We start from the raw sequence: 19,205 nt of genomic DNA on the forward strand, positions 1-19,205 counted from the left end.
AACTCAATACTATATTTAACTTATGAATCAGACAAGAAGAGATTTTATGAAAAATACCTCCATTATTACTGGAGGTTTGTTGACAACGCCCTTTTTATCAGAGGCAAGCATGTTCAACTCAAATGTTGATGATACCATCAAAATTGCACTCATAGGCTGTGGTGGGCGAGGTACAGGTGCTGCTATTCAGGCATTGAGTACCAAGCAAAATGTAAAATTAGTAGCTATGGCCGATGCCTTTCAAGACCGCCTAGATTCTTGTTACAAAGAAATTACAGGCGATGAATTTGAAAACCTCAAAGCCAAAATAGACGTACCTGCCGAACGCCGTTTTGTAGGTTTTGATGCGTATCAAAAAGCCATACCTTTGGCCGATGTCGTGATTTTGACAACTCCTCCAGGTTTCAGACCGATCCATTTTGAAGCAGCTGTCAATGCCAGTAAGCATATTTTCATGGAAAAACCTGTAGCTACTGACCCTGCGGGTATCCAAAGGGTATTGGTTGCAGCCGAAAAAGCCAAAGCAAAAAAACTCAATGTGGTGGTTGGTCTACAACGCCATTACCAAACGTCTTACCGCGAGTTAATGAAACGTTTTCAAGATGGTATGGTTGGCGATATAGTTTCGGCTTCGGTGTGGTGGAACAACGATGGCGTTTGGATGAACCCACGAAAAACTGGTCAAACAGAAATGGAATACCAAATGAGAAACTGGTATTATTTTAACTGGCTTTGTGGCGACCATATTACAGAACAACACATCCATAATATTGATGTAATTAACTGGGCTAAAAATGCCTATCCTATAAAAGCCCGAGGTACAGGTGGCCGTGAAGTACGCAAAGGAAAAGATTATGGCGAAATTTTTGACCATCATATCGTTGAATTTGAATATGCCGATGGTACAATTATGAACTCGCAATGCCGTCATATAAAAGGTACTTGGACAAAAGTAGATGAGCTTATAGTAGGGACAAAAGGCAAAATTATGTTCGATGCAGGACAAATTGCCGATTATAAAGGTAATACACTTTTTAAACACAATGCCTCAAAAGATCCTAACCCTTACCAAGTTGAGCATGATGAGCTTTTTGAAGCTATTGCTAAAGGACAATACAAATTTGCAGATGCCGAAAATGGAGCTAAATCTACGATGACCTCTATTTTAGGGCGAATGGCAACGTATTCGGGCCAGGTAGTATCGTGGGACAAAGCCATTACCTCAGGAATAAGTCTTGCCCCAAAAACATTTGCTTGGGATGCCGATATGCCATTAAAACCCGATGCCAATGGCTTGTATCCTGTAGCTATACCAGGCAAAACCAAATATGTATAGGCCAAGGTGTTCGTCTGAGAATTAATAGATAATATTTGCTTTAACAATATTTTTTTTCAAAATTGGTGGCAAATAATTTAATTCATACACGTATGCAAAATAATCAATATTCACCTTATTACTCGCAAGAAGCCATTCAGGCAGAACAGGCGAGATATATGACCAAAGTATTTGGCTGGATGTCGGCGGCCTTGATTGTAACAGGTATTGTAGCATTTTTGGTAGCAATAACGCCTGTTTTGGCCGAAACAATTCTTGGTAACCGTATTCTTTTTTATGTAATGCTAGGGGCTGAGTTTGGGGTAGTGTGGTGGTTGTCATCGCGTGTGGCAACAATGTCGGCAACAGCAGCTACGGTATGGTTCTTTTTGTACTCGATATTGAATGGTATTACGCTATCGGTTATCTTTTTTATTTTTACGGCCGATTCTATTTTTTATGTATTCATGATTGCGGCATCTATGTTTATGGCAATGGCCGCTTATGGATATTATACCAAAAAAGATTTGACCTCTTGGGGAAGCTTGCTAATGATGGGCGTAATTGGCCTTATTGTAGCAGGTATCGTAAATATATTCATGAAAAGCGATATGTTTGGCATGGTAATCAGCTCGATTGGTGTTTTGATTTTTGTAGGCCTAACGGCTTATGATACCCAAAAAATCAAAGAAATGAATATCATTGGCAACGAAGGTACCGACGACGACCACAAAGAAGCCATTATGGGGGCACTTACCTTGTACCTAGATTTTATTAACTTATTTCTTTATTTGCTTCGTTTGTTGGGAAACAGAAGAAACTAATTGAAATAGGGCTTTCTCAAAACTCCTCATCCTTCAGGACTGAGGAGTTTTTATTTTTACTCTCCTCGCTATGAAAATCATAAAAAAAATCGCTTTAGGTTTATCAGTATTCCTTGTCTTGGTTTTGTGCCTAACTTTTACATGGGTTGATAGAACCGATTATCGAACAACAAGTTATTACCAAAAAATGACCGAATGGTTACTCAAAAACCGATCGGTATTTCAGCCCCAAATTGATACTACCAACTTAAAAGTAGGTTGGGCAAAAGTAAACCTCACACCCGATAGCCCTTTGGCAACGGCAGGGTATGGCAATAGAAAAGGAATGCCCTACAAAAGTATTCATGATTCTATATACGTACGAGCTTTGATTTTTGAGAAAGGAGCAAAGTATGCTGTCTTGTCGTGCGATATGCTGATTATTCCGCCCGAAGTAACGTTGGCCTTAAAAGCCAAACTTAGCCAAATAGGGTATAGCTGGAATACTGTATTTGTGGGGGCTACCCATACCCATAATAGTATTGGAGGTTGGGGTAAAAATGCCATTGGAGAACTATTTGCAGGCAAATATCACCCCGATGTAGTAGAGCAAATAGCCAGCAAAATGATAAAAGCCATACAACTGGCCGAACAAAATACAGAATCAGCCGAAGTAGGTTTTGGTATCACCGATGCAAAAGCCTTTATATTTAATCGTTTGGTACATGGAAAAGGTACAGTCGACCCCAACATAAGAATACTCAAAATACGCAAACAGTCGGGGAAAACAGCCTTGTTATGTACTTATTCGGCACATGCTACTACACTAAATGCTGATAAACTTATATTGTCGCGAGACTACCCCGGTGTATTGGTAGACAAGCTAGAGCAAAATCAGGCCGACTTTGCGGTATTTATGGCTGGCTCGGTAGGAAGTACAGGGCCAATTGGCGAAGAAATGCCAGATGATTTTAAACAATTGAATACCGTAGCGGAGGGTGTTTATCAAAAAATAGCGAGTATTCAGAAGAACATTTTTATAACGAAAATCGATAAAATCAATGGAATTACTTTGCCTCTGTATTTGCGAGAACCACAGGTTCGAGTTTCACAGAATTGGCGTTTTCGGCCTTGGGTTTTCCAAACCTTCTTTGGTGATTATCCAGCCGAAATAAAAGTTTTTCAGATAGGAAACACCGTTTTGTTAGGAACACCCTGTGATTATTCAGGCGAATTGATGCCCGAAGTTTTGGCAGAAGCCCGACATCATCAATTGAATTTGATAGTAACGAGTTTTAATGGGAGTTATGTTGGGTATATCACCCACGACAGGCATTACGACCTAAATAGCTATGAAACCCGAGTCATGAATTGGTATGGCCCACAGAATGGTGTTTACTTTCAAGAAATAATCAAACAAACATTGAAACGCCCAGAGGTAAAACAATAAAGTTTAATAGGTTTTTCAAGTAAAAAAATCACTTCATGTAAATTTTATGAGTAAATTGCGTCTTGATTTCTGAAATAGCTTACAATAGCCCAGCGAATGCTCTGATTATGTTGACATTTGCGGGCAGTCATCTATTGGCTATCAATTATGATTCACTGCTAAGAATGTGGTAAAGGTTGAATTTTTGAGATAAATTGGTATATTTATTCAATAGTTCAGTACTATAGCCCCAGCTTAGGTTTATCAGCTGTTGAAGCCTTGGTGAGCATAAGTCTAAAACTCAAAACAAACGAAATGAACTATCAACCTTCCGACTACCTTCCAATTATTGTCCAATTAGGGGCAGCTATTGCATTTATAGTATTAACGATGGTCGCAACACACTGGTTAGGGCCAAAAAGACACAGTAAAGCCAAAGATGATGTATTTGAGTGTGGTATCGAATCTGTAGGTGATGCGCGTACTCCTATTTCGGTAAAGTATTTCCTTGTTGCGATTTTATTTGTGCTTTTCGACGTAGAAATTATCTTTATGTATCCTTGGGCTGTAAATTTCAAAAACTTAGGCTGGGATGGTTTCGTAGAAATGATTGTATTTATGGGGCTGTTATTGACAGGCTTTATTTACGTATTGAAAAAAGGTATATTGAAGTGGGAGAAATAGTTAGCATAAAGCTCCAAAACCTTTGTGCTTAACAGCAAGTTATTGACAAACAAGGCTATTAGCTGAACGCTCCAAGCCAACAGCAACTTAATTCATAAAGGAATAATACAATGAGTGATAGAACAGTAAAAATGGTAGATGCCCCAGAGGGACTAGAAGGACAAGGATTCTTCGCTGCCAAATTAGATGACTTAGTAGGTTTAGCTCGTGCCAATTCGCTTTGGCCTTTGCCATTTGCTACGTCGTGTTGTGGTATCGAGTTTATGGCTACCATGGCATCGCATTATGATATTTCACGTTTTGGTTCAGAGCGTATGTCATTTTCGGCTCGTCAGGCAGATATTTTAATGGTAATGGGTACTATTTCTAAAAAAATGGGGCCTGTTCTCAAGCAAGTATATCTTCAAATGGCAGAGCCAAGATGGGTACTTTCAGTAGGGGCTTGTGCTTCGTCGGGAGGTATTTTTGATACTTATTCTGTCCTTCAAGGTATCGATCGCATTATTCCAGTAGATGTGTACGTGCCAGGATGCCCCCCTCGTCCAGAACAAATTTTGGACGGTTTTATGCAAATTCAGGAATTGGCTAAATCTGAGCAAAGAAGAAGAAGGGAGTCGCCTGAATATAAAGCTTTATTAGCATCATACGGAATCGAATAATTTGGAGTGTTTAAGAGCTTTTCTTTTAATCATTCTATCATTCAGCATTGAAAAATGACAAACGAACAAATCGCACAAGACTTAGTTGCTAAATTTGGAGAAGATAATATCTACGGTATTGTTGAAAATTACGGTTTATTAAACGTAACTACTTCTGTAGATACGATTGTACCGCTTCTTCATTATTTGTATCAACACCCAACATTCAAGTTTCAATTTCTGACCGACTTGGCAGGAATTCACTTCCCTGATGCAGTAGGCCAAGAATTAGGCGTTATTTATCACTTGCATAGTCTTGAAAATAATGTACGTCTTATCATTAAGTTGTATGTGCCTATCCAGTCTCCAGTTGTTCCAACTATTACAGGGCTGTATGCTTCGGCCAATTGGATGGAACGTGAAGCCTTTGATTTTTACGGTATTATCTTTGGAGGTCATCCTAATCTGATTCGTGTATTGAATGCAGAAGATATGGACTATCACCCATTGAGAAAAGAATTTCCTTTGGAAGATGCTACTCGTCAAGATAAAATTGATGCCCTTTTTGGAAGATAAATCAATGACAGTATTCTTTTGTTAAGAACCTTTCGGTATTTTTATAAGAATGCTCATTCACTCAATTGAAATATGTCAGATGTTGCTTTAGTGTCGAATCCTAATGTGGGGATCGCCAAATCAGAAGAAAGTAAAAAATATGTCAATGAGTTGACAACCCTCAACCTTGGGCCAACTCACCCTGCAACGCACGGTATTTTCCAGAATATCCTAACTATGGATGGGGAAACAATTATTGACTCCGAGCAAACGGTAGGTTATATCCACCGTGCTTTCGAGAAAATAGCCGAACGTCGCCCTTTATACCAAATCACAACGCTTACCGACCGCATGAACTACTGCTCGGCTCCTATCAATAATATGGGATGGCACATGACAGTAGAGAAGCTTTTAGGTATCGATGTACCCAAAAGAGCTCAGTATATTCGTGTAATTATGATGGAGCTGGCTCGTATTGCCGACCATATTATTTGTAACTCAATTCTTGCTGTAGATACTGGTGCTTTGACAGGCTTCTTGTATGTGATGCAATGGCGTGAGCATATCTACGAGATTTACGAAGAAATGTCTGGCGCTCGCCTTACTACCAATATGGGTCGTTTTGGCGGTATGGAACGTGATTTGTCTGCTGAAGCTATTCGCAAAATCAAAATATTATTGGCTGAATTTCCGAAGGCTCTTTTAGAGTTTGAAGGATTGGTAAAACGTAACAGAATCTTTATGGACAGAACTACCAATGTAGGTGGTATTTCGGCCGAAAGAGCTCTCAATTACGGATTTACAGGCCCTAATTTACGTGCCGCTGGGATTGACTACGATGTTCGTGCATTGAACCCTTACTCTTCTTACGAAGATTTTGAATTTGAAATTCCTGTTGGTACAAAAGGTGATACCTACGACCGCTTCTTGGTTCGTGAGGAAGAAATGTGGCAAAGTTTAAGAATTATCCAACAGGCTTTGGATAACCTACCCCAAGGGCCGTATCATGCCGATGCCCCACACTATTATTTACCTGCTAAGCAAGATGTTTACCATAATATGGAAGCATTAATTTACCATTTCAAAATTGTGATGGGTGAAATTGATGCACCAGTTGGTGAGGTATACCATTCGGTAGAAGGTGGCAATGGTGAATTGGGCTTTTATTTGGTTTCAGACGGGGGGCGTGCACCATATCGTTTAAAAATGCGTCGTCCATGCTTTATCTATTACCAAGCATTTCCCGAAATGATTAAGGGAACTACTTTGTCGGATGCTATCGTAACGATGTCGTCGATGAACGTAATTGCTGGGGAGTTAGATGCCTAGGCAATGATTAGGGTGGTGTATTTCTTTATTCCTGAATATCAATACACTAAGCTAATGCTAAAACAAGATATTTTGAAAATAGTTTAGAGAAGAGAGCAACGAAAAAATGGGACAGCCCTTATCGTAACTCCGAAATGCTAAATCAAAAAATGACGAATACACAAACTATTCAGTTTCCAGCCGATACATTAGAGTTGGTACATAAAATTATCAAACGTTATCCTGAAGGAAAACAAAAATCGGCTCTTTTGCCTATTTTGCACTTGGCCCAAGCCGAATGGCGTTGGTTGAGCTCGGAGGTAATGGATTATGTAGCGGGTTTATTGAGCATCAAACCTATCGAGGTTTATGAAGTAGCTACTTTCTATACGATGTTCCATTTAGAGCCTGTGGGCGAGCATGTAATTGAATACTGTCGCACGGGGCCATGTTGTTTGATGGGAGGCGTAGAAGTGTACGACCACCTCAAGAAAAAACTAGGTATTGAAACAGGCGAAACTACACCCGATGGTAAGTTTACTATTAAGGAGGTAGAGTGCTTGGCCGCTTGCGGATGGGGGCCTGTTTTCCAAATTCGTGAAAAATATTATATGAATTTGACCAAAGAAAAGGTAGACGAAATTATTGACGACCTTTCAAAATAAGTCTTGCTAAGAAATTCTCTAAAACCATTTAATAATAACCTTTTATGATAGCTTTTTTAAAGAATACATTCAGACGACCCTATTTTTTAGCCAAACACTATTTGTCTGGAACGAAGGAGTTAGATTTTGATTATGATACCTTACCATTGGTAGACCAAAATATACCCTTGGAAGAAGTTTTAAAAAGCATTCAAGTAGATGAAAATTTACCTTTTGATTTAAAGGAGAAATTGGCATTTTGGAGGGAAAATGGCTATGTGGTTTTAGAAAATGTATTGCCTAAGCATTGGCTTGATAATTTGTGGGAAGAGGTAGAAGAAACTATCGAAAACCACGAAAAGTACAACATGACAGCCTTGGTGTATCAGTTCAACAATACGAAAGATGCCCCATTAAAGAGTATTCCAAAAGAAAAATTACAAGGAATTGGTGCAAGAATCAACGACTACCATAATGCCTCTGTAGGAGCTAAAAAAGTGATGAGTCACCCCAATGTGGTTGCATTTTTAAAAGCCGCACTTGCTCCTGAAATTACGGCTTTCCAAAGCCTAATATTCAAATACAGTAGTCAACAAGGCACACACCAAGATTACCCTTGGGTAACTTCGGGTATTCCGAGCCATTTGGCAGCAGCGTGGATTCCTCTCGAAGACGTTCATCCTGATTCGGGGCCATTGTTTTATTATCCGGGGTCGCACAAATTACCTAAGTTTAATTTTGGACGTACTGGAATTCTTTACAAACACGGTATGTCATTGTTTAGTCCCGACCAATTTGGGGTATATTTAGATAAGATTTGTGCTAAATTTGGTATCCAAAAGAAAGTATTGTTGATTAAAAAAGGTGATGTATTGATTTGGCATGGAGGCTTAGCACATGGAGGTAGCAGAATCAATAATCCATTGTTAACCCGAAAATCTTTTGTTTGTCATTATTCAACCGTTGAGGCTCAGCCCAAACACAGATGGGAGCCCAACGCAAAGTCTCAAACAAGTTATTATAATGGAGTAGCCATTTATGCCAATCCTTCCAACCTAGAGCAAGAAGATATTATTGCTAAAGGAAAAGATTGGACCGAATAATCTCCCAGCAGAAAACAACATTTCATGATTTAATGAATTTCGTAATAACATGAAAATATTAACACAGTATATTGATGTACCGGGTATTGAAACCATCGATGTTTTTCGCAAACATGGTGGGTATTCGGCCGTAGAAAAGGCATTGAAAACAATGGCTCCTGACGAAGTAACCGAAGAGGTGAAAAAGTCTGGGCTTCGTGGCCGTGGTGGTGCAGGTTTCCCTGTAGGGATGAAATGGTCGTTTTTGGCCAAACCCGAAGGTGTGCCTCGCTATTTGGTATGTAATGCCGACGAATCAGAACCGGGTACATTCAAAGACCACTATTTAATGATGAAATCGCCTCATACACTTATCGAGGGTATGATTGTTTCGTCGTATGCTTTAGGTGCTAATTCTTCTTATATTTATGTACGAGGAGAATTGATGTACGTAATTCACATTCTTGAAAAAGCTATCCAAGAGGCTTATGATAAAGGGCTATTGGGTAAAAATATCTTGGGAAGCGGGTACGACCTCGACTTATATGTTCAGCCTGGCGGTGGAGCTTATATTTGTGGCGAAGAAACGGCCTTGCTCGAATCGTTGGAAGGTAAAAGAGGTAATCCTCGTAACAAACCGCCATTCCCTGCTGTAAAAGGTTTATATCAGTGCCCAACTGTAGTTAACAACGTGGAGTCGATTGCTGCTACTTCTTGGATTGTCAACAATGGTGGTGATGAATATGCCAAAATTGGTGTGGGAAGAAGTGCTGGTACAAAATTGATTTCAGTATCGGGACATGTGCGTAAGCCCGGAGTTTATGAAATCCCTTTAGGTATTACTGTCGAAGATTTTATCTATGCCGATGAATGGTGTGGAGGTATCAGAGATGGCCACAAGCTCAAAGCTGTTGTAGCAGGTGGGTCGTCTGTACCTATTTTGCCAGCAGAGTTGATTTTGAGAACTACTAATGGCGAAAATCGCTTGATGACTTACGAATCTCTTGCCGATGGGGGTTTTGCTACAGGTACAATGCTAGGTTCGGGTGGATTTGTGGTGATGGACGAAACTACTTGTATTGTTCACAATACCTTAACATTTGGCCGTTTTTATCACCATGAATCATGCGGGCAATGTTCGCCATGCCGTGAAGGAACAGGCTGGATGGATAAAATTCTTTACCGTATAGAACACGGCCAAGGGCGCATGGAAGATATTGATTTGCTAGTAGATGTAGCTAAGAAAATCGAAGGAAATACCATTTGTCCATTGGGCGATGCTGCTGCGTGGCCAGTAGCTGCTGCCATTCGTCACTTCCGCGACGAGTTTGAGTGGCATGTGAAAAACCCAGAAAAAGCAACACAACCAGGTGCTGTATTTATGCGTGAAGGAGCAAGCTGGACGTTGTAATTGATTTGAAAATTTGAAAGTATGCTAATTTGAAAATGCAAATGAAGAAATAGCAGCCTTAAACAAGTTTATTCTATTTCATTGATGCGTTGGAAAACGCATAATTATCGAATATCAAATTTTGCAAAAATATTTAATCTATAAAATTTGATAATTTTAAGGTTTAAAAAATACTTTTTAACTTTTGAAATTATCAAATTCTCAAATTAGAGAAAGATGAAAGTAACTATTGATAACATCACAATTGACGTAGAACCAGGTACAACCATTATGCAGGCTGCTCGTAAGATTGGCCCACATATTGCACCTCCTGCGATGTGTTATTATGAACCACTCAAAGGCTCTGGCGGTAAATGCCGTGCTTGTTTGGTAAAAGTAACTGCAGGTTCTGAGAAAGACCCTCGTCCAATGCCCAAACTCGTTCCTTCTTGTATTACTCAGGTACAAGATGGTATGATTGTAGAAAATACTGTCAACGAGCAAGTGTTAGAAGCACGCAAAGGTATTGTTGAGTTTTTGTTGCTCAATCACCCGCTCGACTGCCCTGTGTGCGACCAGGCTGGCGAATGTCATCTACAAGATTTTGCTTTTGAGCATGGTGTGTCAAAAACACGTACCGTCGAAGAGCGTAATACATTTGAACAACACGATTTGGGGCCGTATATCCAGCTACACATGAATCGTTGTGTGCTTTGTTACCGTTGTGTGTACACTGCCGACCAAATCACAGAAGGCCGTGTGCATGGGGTAATGCACCGTGGCGACCATGCCGAAATCAGTACTTATATCGAGAAAGCCATTGATAACGATTTCTCTGGAAACGTAATCGATGTGTGTCCTGTAGGTGCATTGACCGACAAAACTTATCGTTTCAAAAATCGTGTTTGGTTTACAAAACCTGTAGAGGCACACTGCGATTGTGAAAAGTGCTCGGGTAATGTAACTTTGTGGTATCGTGGCGATGAAGTTATCAGAGTCACAGCTCGTAAAAACGAATGGGGCGAGGTAAAAGAATTTATCTGTAATACTTGTCGTTTCGAGCGTAAGAAAACTTCTGATTGGATAATCGAAGGGCCAACAAAGGTAGCTCGTCATTCGGTTATTTCGGCTAACAAATATGGTAGTAATCTAATAAAGCCAGCTTTCCCACTAAAACAAGCGGCAGAGCAATATAAGAAAATCGACGATACTCGTGACCGTTCGTTCTTAGAACCACAAAAACAATTGAAATAGTTATTTAGAAAGCACAAAGCTTTAGGCAAGGTAGCTCAGAATACCCTTTCTTAACTAATAGCCCAAAGCCGACAGCAATTAGCTTTAATAATATAATATTCATGGAAATTACGTCAACATTATTTACCGCAAAAGCCATTTATATCGGAGTTATCTTCGCCATAACGCTCGGGGTTGCGGCTTATTCGACTTATTTTGAGCGTAAAATTGCAGCTTTTATGCAAGACCGTATCGGGCCAGACCGTGCGGGGCCTTTTGGTATTTTACAGCCATTGGCAGATGCTGTAAAAATGTTCATGAAAGAGGATTTTATCCCTGCTAACTCAAACAAATGGCTCTTTATTGCAGGCCCTTGCTTGTCGATGCTTACTGCGTTGATGACTTCGGCAGTAGTGCCATTTGGCGATAAATTAGATTTGGGGGGCGGTGTTATCCTTAATTTACAAGGTATCGATGTAAACGTAGGTATTTTGTGGGTATTTGGTATCGTATCGTTGGGTGTTTATGGCATTTTGGTAGGAGGTTGGGCTTCTAACAACAAATACTCGTTGTTGGGTGCTATTCGTGCGGCTTCGCAAAATATCTCTTACGAATTGGCTATGGGTTTGTCTATCATCGCTATTTTGATGCTTACTGGCTCGTTGTCAACAAAGGCTATTGTTGAAGAACAACAAAATGGACACTGGAATATCCTTTATCAACCACTCGGATTTATCATATTTATTGTGTGTGCTTTTGCCGAATGTAACCGTACACCATTTGATTTACCAGAGTGCGAAACCGAGCTGATAGGTGGTTATCATACCGAATATTCTTCTATGAAATTGGGCTTCTATTTGTTTGCTGAATATATCAATATGTTTATTTCAGGAGCAGTAATGGCAACACTTTATTTTGGAGGGTACGATTATTTAGGATTCGATTGGGTGGCTGCTCAGTTTGGCGAAAATGTAGCAAACTTACTAGGGGTTGGAGCATTGATTTTGAAATCTTTTGCTTTTATCTTCATCTTTATGTGGGTTCGTTGGACACTCCCTCGCTTCCGTTATGACCAATTGATGCACTTGGGTTGGACTATCCTGATTCCATTGGCAATGTTCAATGTGGTATTAACAGGCTTGACCATCTTATTGCCACAAGAGCTTGGTGTTTCACCAATGTTTACCATGATTGCTTCTTGGGCTGGTGTAGTGTTGTTGGTGGTTGCATTGTTTGTTTATGACTCAATGACTCATAAAAAGAAAAAATTGGCTGTTACACGATAGGATATTTGTTGTATCTTACATTAACATTTCCTGAATTCAAAGAGGGCAAATCAAGATGAAATTATCAAATAAAACCAAAGTTTTAGAACAAGAAGAAATGACGCTTACCGAGCGTATGTACCTACCTGCTATTGTTGGGGGTATGGCTACTACGTTGAAGCACTTCTTTGGCAAAAAAGCAACGATTAAATATCCCGAAGAAAAACGCTATTTGGGGCCAGTATTTCGTGGGCATCATATTTTGAAACGTGACGAAAACGGTGCCGAACGCTGTACTGCTTGTGGGCTTTGTGCTGTAGCCTGCCCTGCCGAAGCTATTTCGATGGTAGCCGACGAACGCAAAAAAGGCGAAGAGGGATTGTATCGTGAAGAAAAATATGCACGTGTATATGAAATCAATATGCTTCGTTGTATTTTCTGTGGTCTTTGTGAAGAGGCTTGTCCAAAACAAGCTATCTATCTGCGTCACGACAAAATGGTTCAGGTATTCCATGACCGTGATGAGGTGATTTTTGGCAAAGACAAACTTGTAGAAAAAATGGACGACCGTTACTTGCGTGATGGCTGGAAATAATAGAACGGCATAGGCAAATATGCCTATATATACGTTTACTATCATATACTCGTAATAGTAGAAAGTATTTAATAATACTGGACTAAACTTGAAAAAAAATGCAATTCTGGTACTTTTTAACTGCCCTTACGCTAATTAGTGCGTTGATGGTTGTGCTTTCAAAGAACCCAATCCACAGTGTATTGTACTTGGTGTTCACTTTCTTTTGTATTTCGGGGCATTATGTATTGCTCAATGCTCAGTTTTTGATGGCTGTAAACATTATCGTGTATGCTGGGGCAATTATGGTATTGTTCTTGTTTGTGATTATGATGCTAGACTTGCGACGTAACTCGCCAGATTCTAAGTCAAATCTGACAAAATTGGCTGGGGCTATCTTGGGGGGTACTTTAATGGTTATCCTTATTGCTGCAAGCCGCAAAATGAATTTAGGAACAGGTGCCGACAACCCTGCTTACAGCTCTCAAACGGGTATGGTTGAAAACCTTGGGCAAATCCTTTATCGCAACTATTTGTTGCCTTTTGAATTAGTATCTATTTTGTTCTTTGTAGCAATGGTAGGGGCGGTAATGTTGGGCAAAAGAGAAGCAGGAGAACGTAATTTCTAATAAAAAGCAGCATATTATGGCTGTTTAGAACAAAAATTAAATAGAATCCACTCAAAATATGAGTGGATTTTTGTTTTTAGGCAAATCCGTACTGTTTAATAGGTTGGGATTTGCTGGATGGCAATATTTTTATGGTAGTTTAGGCTTGCCGCTAGTTTTGATAAACTGATGCGGTGATTGGCCATATTTCTTTTTGAATATCCTTGAAAAACTTGAAGGATAATGAAAGCCCACCATATAAGCTACTTCGTTGATAGTATATACACCAGCTTGTAAATATCTACAAGCCTGTTCAAGCCGTTCGTTGAGATGATAAGTATACACACTTGTATTAAATACGGTTTTGTAGAGAGCCTTAAATTTGGCTGAACTCATACCGATAGATTTGGACAACTCTTCGATAGTAGGACAAGGCTTGCTCAAATCTTCGAGAATAGATTCATTGAGCTTATAAATTTGTTGAATATCGTGCCTTTTAAATTGCTGTACAGGAATAAAAATACTTTTGTTGACTAATTTCTCGAAGAAGAGCAATGTCAGGTCTAATGCCGTTCGATAAAACAACAGCTTTGTATTATTTTGATACAAATCTTTATTCAGAAGTGAGCTAATAATACGATGGAGGTCTATATCTATGTTATCAATTTGCCATACGGGCCTATCCTCGGCTAGTATTCCTTTTAATAACTTGGCAGCTTCAGGCTTTACGTAGGCAATAATATTCTGGGCAATCCATTCTTTTGAGAAGGTGATGGAAAACGATAAGTTTTTTTTTTTTGCTGGAATAATAATTTCTTGCTGAGCCATCGACGAGCTCATGATAACACAGTAAGGGTAATGACTTTGGGTATAGTCAAGTTTGTCGGTATGAACGGTATGATTACTACAAATGGTGATACTCCATTTTCCATTGTTATTGGCAGGGATAGGCCTGATATGCAAGTCGTTGTACAACTGTACTTGCAATAATTCAATTTCAAATCCAGGTTCAATTTCAATAGAAAAAAATTTGCCTTTTCCGTTGCTATTGTCAATAGTATAAGTATTTTTCTCAGTTAAAATGGTATTTAGTTCATTAGTAAGTTGAGTAAGAAAAGCGTTCCTATTGAGATACTCGTAAGTAATAGAATGAATATATTTTGATTTCATCGGCTTAATTATAGGAAATAATAGATTACTGTATTATGTCCCTTTTAGGGAGGAAAATAAGATTTGTATTATGTTTAGATTACTACTAAGGTTTTTCAAAATAAGTTTCATACGAGTAAGGAAAATGGTAATAATATTAAGTAGCAAGAAAAATTGTGTTTACATATAGTTGATTGGGATTTTAATTAAAACTTCAAACAAATGGTTTTCACCTTTTACTTCAATATATCCATCAACCGACTTTACCCATTCTTTTACGATATATAAGCCCAAGCCTGTTCCATTCATATCTTTGGGGTTATGAGCTTGGAAAAAGGGGGTAATATCGTAAGTTGAAAAGGTGTAATCGGCTTTGTATTGATTTCTGACAATCAGTACAAACATATTATTTTCTAATCGGGCATCCGAATAAATTGTGTACAGCGGGTCGGCATATTGAAAAATGTTTTGGTATATTTCTGTAAATATTTGTTCTATATGCGTTTCGTCATAGCCCGATAGGCTTGAAATACTGGACTTGAGTATAATATCTATATTTTTGGTAGAACTCCTTTTTAGGTTATTAATAATTTTTTGTTGTAAATCAATAACGAATATAGTATGGCTGTTTGTATTTTGCCAAGGATTTAGGTAATTTGAGAGCTGATTGTACCATAATAATTTACGAGTAATACGGAGCATCCTTTGCCCCGACACATTAATTCCTTCAACTAGCGTGATAGCATCGTGAATTTGGTGATTTTGTAGCTGTTTTACTACGATTTCGCTCAAATTTACAATTCCATTCAAAGGTGTGAGGTATTCATGATTAGATACCTTGTAAAAGACATCTACGGCACTTTTGCGTATTTCTACTCCAGTCGAAGCATTTTTTTGAGCACTTATTGTTAGGCGTGCCTTGATAGCTTCGATGAGGTCTCTGGACATAAAAGGCTTGGTCAGAAAATCGTCGGCTCCCAGATTCATTCCTTTTCTTTTATCTCCAAAATCGGCACGAGCCGTTAAAAATATAAAAGGCAGGTTTAGGAAATTATGAGTAGCTCTAACCTCCCTTAGAATCTCAAATCCATCTATTTCATCGAGCATAATGTCACAAACAACCAAATCGGGGCAGGTAGTTTTAATCAGCTGAATCCCTTTTTGACCTTCATGTTCCATAAAACATTCAAAACCATTTAGCTCTAAAATTGTTTTTGTGTTTTCGGCTAGGAGTCGGTCATCTTCTATCAATACTATTTTTGGCATGAGTAAAATGTTTATCCTTTATTTCTAGAAGCATACAAGTACCTTTGTTTACCTTGCTTTTGAAATTGATTTCAGCTTTATGAAAATCTATAAAATATTTTACGATCAACAACCCAAGCCCAGTACCTTTGATTCCATTGGTATTAGATGCTCTGGCAAAGGCTTTAAAGAGCTTTTGGGTATCTTTGGCTGGAATACCGATTCCATAGTCAGCAATAATAATGAGTACTGCTCCATTGGTGTATCTGATACGAATCCGTGGTATTTTTTTACCCACCGAATATTTGATTGCATTGCCCAGTAAGTTTTTAAGGATATGGTACATCATCATTCGGTCAAATGTGGTTTCCCTGATATGGCCTTTTACTTCTAATGCTATGGCTAGTTCGTTATTGGGGGCGTATAAATCATCAATGAGAACCTTTACAAAACTTGCTAAATTTTGGGGGTAAGGCTTAAACTCTACCTTGCCACTTTCTATTTTACTTACTAGCAAAAGCTCTTCCATCAAACTGTGCATGCCATCTATTTCGTTAATGATTCGATTAACGTGGAGGGCTATATCCTCTTTGGTTATTTTGTCGTTGCTATTGAGGATTTCCATGATTTCGGCACTCGACTGAATTACCGATAGGGGAGTACGAAGCTCATGTGAAACCACATTTACAAAGCCAGATTTTAGTTCATTTAATCTCCTTTCTTTATCTACAATTTTTTGAAGTTCGGATACGGCAAAGTACTGGTCAGAGACATCGTTGATAAAAACAGCAAAGTTTAATTCATTGACATCTGTTCTAACGTATGGGGTAAATGAATAGGTGATATGTTTGGTGAAGCCATATTTATCAACAAACTGATGTTTTTTCTGAGAACTATCTATCTGTTGTGACGAACGATACAGGTCAAAATCTTTGATAATAAAATCAAGTTCGTGGTTGTTGATACTATTAAGGTTTTTACCTATTATGTCGTGTGCAGGGTAGCCAAATAACGATTCATAAGCGGCATTGGTAAAGATGATATTGTGGTCTTGATCAATAACAATCATTACCATACTCAACAGATTGGCAACCTGTTCGATATTTTTTTCTTTTTGCAGAATAACCTTTTCAGCATTTCTAATCGACGATACATCTATGCCATAGCCAATCACAATGTCAATTTTATTGTTGTGGTCAACAATGGGGTGCATTTTGCGTAACAGGTATCGTACATTTTGCTGTTTATCTTCTAGTTTTTCAATGAACTCTTTTGGTTTTCTTTCAGCAATAGCATTATTAAATACCGCTCTTCTTTTTTCGGCAATAGTAATATCTTTATTTCTGATTTTGACATAATCAAAATCATCTTTTCCTAAGAGCCATTCTCTAACGATAGGGTCGGATACGCTGTTTTGATTAATAAAAATATACTTATGATTTTTATCAAAAGCTACAATATCTGCTGGAATATTATGGAGTATTTTTTCATAAAACTGCTTGGTTTTGAGTAGTTCAAGCTCCATTTTATGAGCATCAGTATAGTCGTAATAAAGCCATAAATGCCCTTCAAGCTGACCATCCTGAAAAATGGGGAGGTAATCTCTTAGGTATAATTGGCCATTGGCCAATGGGACTAACTCTTTGGATACAGGGCTGTGGTTAATAACGGTTTGATGTACTGTTTCGACAAATCCTGAAGGATTTTCAAATAACCTTGAAATCATCTGAACAGCCACAATACAATTGGTGCCTACCATTTGTTCGGGTGTTAAGGGAAATCCAAACAAATGACAAAAGTTTTGGTTGACAAACTCTAAGATTCGGTGTTTGTTCTCCAATAATATGGCAAATGGAATATTATTTAATACAAAATGAAATGGATTTACCAATTTACTATTACCTGAAGTCATTTTACCTGAAAATTAGCATAAGCTTGTTTAAGTGCTTGTTGGAGTATATCGCGGCTAACAGGCTTTTGTATATATGTTACAATATCAGCATCAGGGCATCTTTGCTGAAACGAGAAATAATCAGATGCAGATATTACGATAATGCTAATTTGAGTATGATGAAAAAACGAAGGATGAGCTTGTATATAACTTATTACTTCGTACCCGTCCATAATAGGCATGTGAAGGTCGAGCAAAATTACGATATGTTTCTCCTGTGTATCTTTCAAATATCGAATGGCCTCTTCTCCATTTTCACACTGCTCAAAACGCACATCTAGTGTTTTTAGTAGGCTTCTTAGTAGCAACCTGTTAACATAGTCATCATCTACTACAAGTGCAATAGTTTTTTCTCTCATAGCTTCTTAATATTTCAGTAGTTGATAAATAGTGCTAGTAGTTCACCTTTAGAGTTGATATTTAATTTTGTGTAAATTTTTTTTACGTGATCATTCACGGTGGTATAACTAATACTCAAGATACTGGCAATTTCTTTGTACGATAGCCCCTTGAGTAAGTAGTTCATCACATCGTGTTCTCGCTTGGTAAGTAAGGTCTCGGTTTGGTTTTTAATATTTGATATTCTAGAAAACAACATAGATGCCACCTCTGGCGATATAAGAGCACCGTTGTTTTTGATTATATCAATTTTTTTTACCAACTCTTTTAATGACAATGGCTTTAATAAGTAGCCATTGGCTCCAGCTTTGATGGCTTGCCAAATAAGCTCCTCACTACAAGCTCCACTTATCATAACTAAATGGGTATTGGGAAATCGTTTACGGATAATACTGATACCCTCTATGCCCGAAATACCTGGAAGGCCGATATCGATAAATATAATATATGGCTCGCTTATGACTTTGTCGCCCAACAAGTCTTCAACACTACTTACCGAAAACACCAACCTTATGTCTGTTGACATAGCAAAATAAGTCTCTATATTTTCTCTTAATAGCGAGTCATCTTCTATAAGGCCAATTAATGTTTCCTTCATATTGAGTTTTAGGCTTGACGTAGGGAATAGTTTATCGTACAACTAGGTATCTAGTTACGATAGAAAAACGCATTACAGATTAGACTTAGGCAGTTTGGTACTCTGTGAAATAGCTAAATATATATAGCTTTTTCACAAAGTTATACAATGTATCAGCAAGGAACAATCCCTATTTTTAGGGATTGCATATTTTTTTGCTAACTTCTTATATCAGCCGTGATATGTAGGGTAAAGATACTTTCTTTGTAAGAGAAATTTGAGTTATGGGGATTGTATTTTATCAGGAAAAAGATATACCAATATTCCAATAGATAGGATTATTACTTTTTATGTTA

The 19,205-nt window shown here is 38.3% G+C and carries 19 protein-coding genes; 14 read left to right on the forward strand and 5 right to left on the reverse strand.

All coding sequences use genetic code 11. From position 1 onward, the window contains the following. The first annotated feature begins 22 nt into the window (after positions 1-22). The 14 genes from FLEMA_RS73260 (at position 23) to FLEMA_RS73325 (ending at position 13,549) form a co-directional block, all read left to right on the forward strand. Complete coding sequence (locus FLEMA_RS73260) at positions 23-1,336, forward strand: Gfo/Idh/MocA family protein (RefSeq protein ID WP_044173259.1); 1,314 nt, start codon at positions 23-25, stop codon at positions 1,334-1,336. Between the two features lie 92 nt (positions 1,337-1,428). After that, positions 1,429-2,139, forward strand: a complete 711-nt coding sequence (locus tag FLEMA_RS73265) for a Bax inhibitor-1/YccA family protein (protein WP_044173260.1) — start codon at positions 1,429-1,431, stop codon at positions 2,137-2,139. Positions 2,140-2,209: 70 nt separating this feature from the next. Then, positions 2,210-3,568, forward strand: a complete 1,359-nt coding sequence (locus FLEMA_RS73270) for a neutral/alkaline non-lysosomal ceramidase N-terminal domain-containing protein (RefSeq protein WP_044173262.1) — start codon at positions 2,210-2,212, stop codon at positions 3,566-3,568. Between the two features lie 294 nt (positions 3,569-3,862). After that, complete coding sequence (locus tag FLEMA_RS73275) at positions 3,863-4,231, forward strand: NADH-quinone oxidoreductase subunit A (protein ID WP_044173264.1); 369 nt, start codon at positions 3,863-3,865, stop codon at positions 4,229-4,231. A gap of 110 nt (positions 4,232-4,341) precedes the next feature. Then, positions 4,342-4,890 (forward strand): NADH-quinone oxidoreductase subunit B, encoded by a 549-nt coding sequence (locus FLEMA_RS73280; RefSeq protein ID WP_044173265.1) that lies wholly within the window; start codon positions 4,342-4,344, stop codon positions 4,888-4,890. A gap of 54 nt (positions 4,891-4,944) precedes the next feature. Beyond that, positions 4,945-5,445 carry an NADH-quinone oxidoreductase subunit C gene (locus FLEMA_RS73285; protein ID WP_044173267.1) on the forward strand — a complete coding sequence of 167 codons (501 nt, stop codon included), beginning with the start codon at positions 4,945-4,947 and terminating at the stop codon, positions 5,443-5,445. Positions 5,446-5,517: 72 nt separating this feature from the next. Further along, complete coding sequence (locus FLEMA_RS73290) at positions 5,518-6,753, forward strand: NADH-quinone oxidoreductase subunit D (RefSeq protein ID WP_044173269.1); 1,236 nt, start codon at positions 5,518-5,520, stop codon at positions 6,751-6,753. A gap of 149 nt (positions 6,754-6,902) precedes the next feature. Further along, positions 6,903-7,397: an NADH-quinone oxidoreductase subunit NuoE family protein gene (locus FLEMA_RS73295; RefSeq protein WP_044173271.1), complete on the forward strand. Its 495-nt coding sequence runs from the start codon at positions 6,903-6,905 to the stop codon at positions 7,395-7,397. Positions 7,398-7,441: 44 nt separating this feature from the next. Further along, complete coding sequence (locus FLEMA_RS73300) at positions 7,442-8,479, forward strand: phytanoyl-CoA dioxygenase family protein (RefSeq protein ID WP_052354228.1); 1,038 nt, start codon at positions 7,442-7,444, stop codon at positions 8,477-8,479. A gap of 49 nt (positions 8,480-8,528) precedes the next feature. Next, entirely contained in the window at positions 8,529-9,869 is a 1,341-nt protein-coding gene (gene nuoF / locus FLEMA_RS73305; RefSeq protein ID WP_044173273.1) for an NADH-quinone oxidoreductase subunit NuoF, read from the forward strand. A gap of 216 nt (positions 9,870-10,085) precedes the next feature. Beyond that, positions 10,086-11,102, forward strand: coding sequence for an NADH-quinone oxidoreductase subunit G (locus FLEMA_RS73310; protein ID WP_044173274.1), 1,017 nt, complete (start codon positions 10,086-10,088; stop codon positions 11,100-11,102). Between the two features lie 101 nt (positions 11,103-11,203). Then, a complete protein-coding gene (nuoH, locus tag FLEMA_RS73315) occupies positions 11,204-12,367 on the forward strand; it encodes an NADH-quinone oxidoreductase subunit NuoH (protein WP_044173276.1) in 1,164 nt (387 codons plus the stop codon). A 55-nt stretch (positions 12,368-12,422) separates the two neighbouring features. Continuing rightward, positions 12,423-12,941, forward strand: a complete 519-nt coding sequence (locus FLEMA_RS73320; protein ID WP_044173278.1) for a NuoI/complex I 23 kDa subunit family protein — start codon at positions 12,423-12,425, stop codon at positions 12,939-12,941. Between the two features lie 98 nt (positions 12,942-13,039). Next, the gene (locus FLEMA_RS73325) at positions 13,040-13,549 is read left to right on the forward strand and encodes an NADH-quinone oxidoreductase subunit J family protein (RefSeq protein ID WP_044173280.1); all 510 of its coding nucleotides are present in this window, start codon (positions 13,040-13,042) and stop codon (positions 13,547-13,549) included. Positions 13,550-13,678: 129 nt separating this feature from the next. Here FLEMA_RS73325 and FLEMA_RS0149205 read toward each other — a convergent pair whose 3' ends face one another. The 5 genes from FLEMA_RS0149205 to FLEMA_RS0149230 form a co-directional block, all read right to left on the reverse strand. Next, a complete protein-coding gene (locus FLEMA_RS0149205; protein WP_026997064.1) occupies positions 13,679-14,698 on the reverse strand; it encodes a helix-turn-helix domain-containing protein in 1,020 nt (339 codons plus the stop codon). A gap of 159 nt (positions 14,699-14,857) precedes the next feature. After that, the gene (locus tag FLEMA_RS0149215) at positions 14,858-15,943 is read right to left on the reverse strand and encodes an ATP-binding response regulator (RefSeq protein ID WP_044173282.1); all 1,086 of its coding nucleotides are present in this window, start codon (positions 15,941-15,943) and stop codon (positions 14,858-14,860) included. Then, a complete protein-coding gene (locus FLEMA_RS0149220; protein ID WP_026997066.1) occupies positions 15,915-17,834 on the reverse strand; it encodes a sensor histidine kinase in 1,920 nt (639 codons plus the stop codon). The genes FLEMA_RS0149215 and FLEMA_RS0149220 overlap by 29 nt, the downstream gene beginning before the upstream one ends. Beyond that, a complete protein-coding gene (locus FLEMA_RS0149225) occupies positions 17,831-18,232 on the reverse strand; it encodes a response regulator (protein WP_026997067.1) in 402 nt (133 codons plus the stop codon). The genes FLEMA_RS0149220 and FLEMA_RS0149225 overlap by 4 nt, the downstream gene beginning before the upstream one ends. A 14-nt stretch (positions 18,233-18,246) precedes the next feature. After that, the gene (locus FLEMA_RS0149230) at positions 18,247-18,870 is read right to left on the reverse strand and encodes a response regulator (protein WP_044173284.1); all 624 of its coding nucleotides are present in this window, start codon (positions 18,868-18,870) and stop codon (positions 18,247-18,249) included. Positions 18,871-19,205 lie beyond the last annotated feature (335 nt).

Origin of the sequence: Flectobacillus major DSM 103 (assembly GCF_000427405.1) — a bacterium.
Taxonomy (GTDB): Bacteria; Bacteroidota; Bacteroidia; order Cytophagales; family Spirosomataceae; genus Flectobacillus; species Flectobacillus major.